The organism is Streptomyces fuscigenes, assembly GCF_021556455.1.
Lineage (GTDB): Bacteria > Actinomycetota > Actinomycetes > Streptomycetales > Streptomycetaceae > Streptomyces > Streptomyces fuscigenes.
The window spans coordinates 1-2,528 of the sequence record NZ_JAKGCV010000620.1 but is presented as its reverse complement, the minus strand read 5'-3'; the positions used below and the strand labels follow the sequence as shown (position 1 = coordinate 2,528).

General features: G+C 75.9%; 2 protein-coding genes and 1 pseudogene. 2 read left to right on the top strand and 1 reads right to left on the bottom strand.

Annotation, left to right across the window (positions count from 1 at the left end; genetic code table 11):
- Positions 1-375 (bottom strand): annotated as a pseudogene (locus tag L1885_RS27045) (hypothetical protein); the annotation flags it as partial.
- A 132-nt stretch (positions 376-507) separates the two neighbouring features.
- Here L1885_RS27045 and L1885_RS27040 point away from each other — a divergent pair.
- The gene (locus L1885_RS27040) at positions 508-1,401 is read left to right on the top strand and encodes an iron-sulfur binding domain-containing protein (RefSeq protein ID WP_235799786.1); all 894 of its coding nucleotides are present in this window, start codon (positions 508-510) and stop codon (positions 1,399-1,401) included.
- Between the two features lie 370 nt (positions 1,402-1,771).
- Positions 1,772-2,359: a SigE family RNA polymerase sigma factor gene (locus tag L1885_RS27035; RefSeq protein ID WP_235799785.1), complete on the top strand. Its 588-nt coding sequence runs from the start codon at positions 1,772-1,774 to the stop codon at positions 2,357-2,359.
- Positions 2,360-2,528 lie beyond the last annotated feature (169 nt).

Genomic DNA, 2,528 nt, shown 5'->3' with positions numbered 1-2,528 from the left:
CGCCGAGCCGGCCGTGCCGGAGCCCGCCGAGCCGGCTGTGCCGCCCGCGCCGGAGGAGCCGGCCGTGTCGCCGTTCTTGCCGCCGTCGTCGTCGGAGCCGCCCGACGTCCCGCCGGATCCGCTGCCCGATTCGTCGCGTCCGCCCGGCTGTTGGCTGATCGCGGGGCCCGAGCCGCCGGGGCCCGGGGTGATCGAGGTCGCGGGCGCGGGCCCCCCGCCGCGGCCGTCGCGTTTCTTGCCCCCGCCACCGCCGCCCATCGTGACGACCCACGCGATCAGCGCGGCGACCAGCACGATCAGGACGGCGGCCACCGACCTCCTTCGCCAGTAGATCGAGGAGGGAAGCGGCCCGACAGGATTGCGCAGAGAACCCACGCACCGAACTCTACGAGAGATCACTGGCAACTCAGGCCCCACATGCCGCTCCTCGCCGCAAGTTTTACGGATGATCATCACGGAGTCGTTCCCGCATGTCCGCCCGTCGCGACGTGGGACCATCGAAGTGTCATGACTGCAACGGAAGAAAATCCCGCGGCCCTGCACAGCGCCGTCATCACGTGGTTCGACGCGCACGCCCGCGACCTGCCCTGGCGCCGCCCCGAGGCCGGCGCGTGGGGCGTGATGATCAGCGAATTCATGCTGCAGCAGACGCCGGTGAGCCGCGTCCTGCCCGTCTACGAGCAGTGGCTGGCGCGCTGGCCGCGGCCCGCCGACCTCGCGGCGGAGGCCCCCGGCGAGGCGGTGCGTGCCTGGGGCAGGCTGGGTTACCCGCGCCGCGCCCTGCGCCTGCACGCGGCGGCGCGGGCGATAGCGGAACGGCACGGCGGCGACGTCCCGCACGACCACGCGCAGTTGCTCGCGCTGCCGGGCGTCGGCGAGTACACGGCCGCGGCCATCGCCTCGTTCGCGTACGGCCGGCGCCACGCGGTCCTCGACACGAACGTGCGCCGCGTCTTCGCGCGCGCCGTCACCGGCGTCCAGTACCCGCCCAACGCCACGACGGCCGCGGAGCGCACGCTCGCCCGCGCCCTCCTGCCGGACGACGAGGCGACGGCCGCCCGCTGGGCCGCGGCGTCGATGGAACTCGGCGCGCTGGTGTGCACGGCGAAGAGCGAGGCGTGCGGCTCCTGCCCGCTCGCGGCGAGTTGCGCCTGGCGGCTCGCGGGCAAGCCCGCCCACGACGGCCCCGCGCGCCGGGGGCAGACGTACGCGGGAACGGACCGGCAGGTGCGCGGCCGGCTGCTCGCCGTGCTGCGCGAGGCGACGGACCCGGTGGCGCAGCGGCAGCTCGACGCGGTCTGGCACGAACCCGTCCAACGGGCCCGCGCGCTCGACGGCCTGGTCGCGGACGGTCTCGTGGAGCCGTTGAGCGGCGGCCGCTACCGCCTGCCGCTGGGCTGAGCCCGCGCGGCCCGTCCGCCCCGCGCCCGCGTCGGGCGGCCCGTCCGCCCCCCGCGCCCGCGTCGCCATCAGGCTCCGGGGCGGCGGCCGTTGCGGGGGCCCGCCGCCGTCCGGGCCCGCGAGCCCGCGCCGTTGGCCCCGCGACCCGGTGAGGGGTTGCCCGCCTCCGCGCCGGGCGTCCCCGCGCCGCCGCCTGCCGCCCCCGCACCCGTCTCCGGCCCGCCCGGCGCCCGATATGTCGTTCCGTTACACAACCGATGGGCAGCCGTGCGCCCGCCTACGGGCGACCCGGACAGCTCCGTGACAAGTCCTCCGTAATTTCTGTGGCGTACGCACAGCGCGTGGATCACGGGGTCGGAGGCGGTCGGGCATGGCACAGGTCGGCGAGGTACTCGCATTCGAGGACTACGTACGGACCCGGCAGGACGCACTGCTGCGCAGCGCCCGCCGGCTGGTGCCCGACCCCGTGGACGCGCAGGACCTGCTGCAGACCGCCCTCGCCCGCACCTACCGCCGCTGGGAGGGCATCGCCGACAAGTCGCTCGCCGACGCCTACCTGCGCCGCGTCATGATCAACACCCGTACGGAATGGTGGCGCGCCCGCAAGCTCGAGGAGGTGCCCACCGAGCAGCTGCCCGAGCCCCGCATCGAGGACGGCGCCGAGCAGCGCGCCGACCGGGCCCTGCTCATGGACATCCTGTCGGTGCTCGCCCCCAAGCAGCGCAGTGTGGTCGTCCTGCGCCACTGGGAGCAGATGAGCACGGAGGAGACCGCCGCCGCGCTCGGAATGTCTGCGGGTACCGTGAAAAGCACACTGCACCGCGCCCTGGCCCGGCTCCGCGAGGAGCTGGAGAGCCGCGAGGCCGAAGCGAGGGCGGCGGAGCGTGCGGAGAGCCGGTACACGGGCCGGCGTGAAGGTCCTGACCAGGAGCGGGGGCGGCAGAGGTGCGCGGCCTGAGGTCCCACAGGTCGTCCCCCGACGGGGACGGCGGCGACAGGGACAGATCCACGGCGGCCCGGGCGGCCGGTCCGCCGGACGGCCACACCCCGGGCGGCACCGCCCCCGGGGCCGCGCCCGTTCCCGGACGCGGTGATCCCCGCGGCGCCGGTCGCGCCGCCCCGGGCGG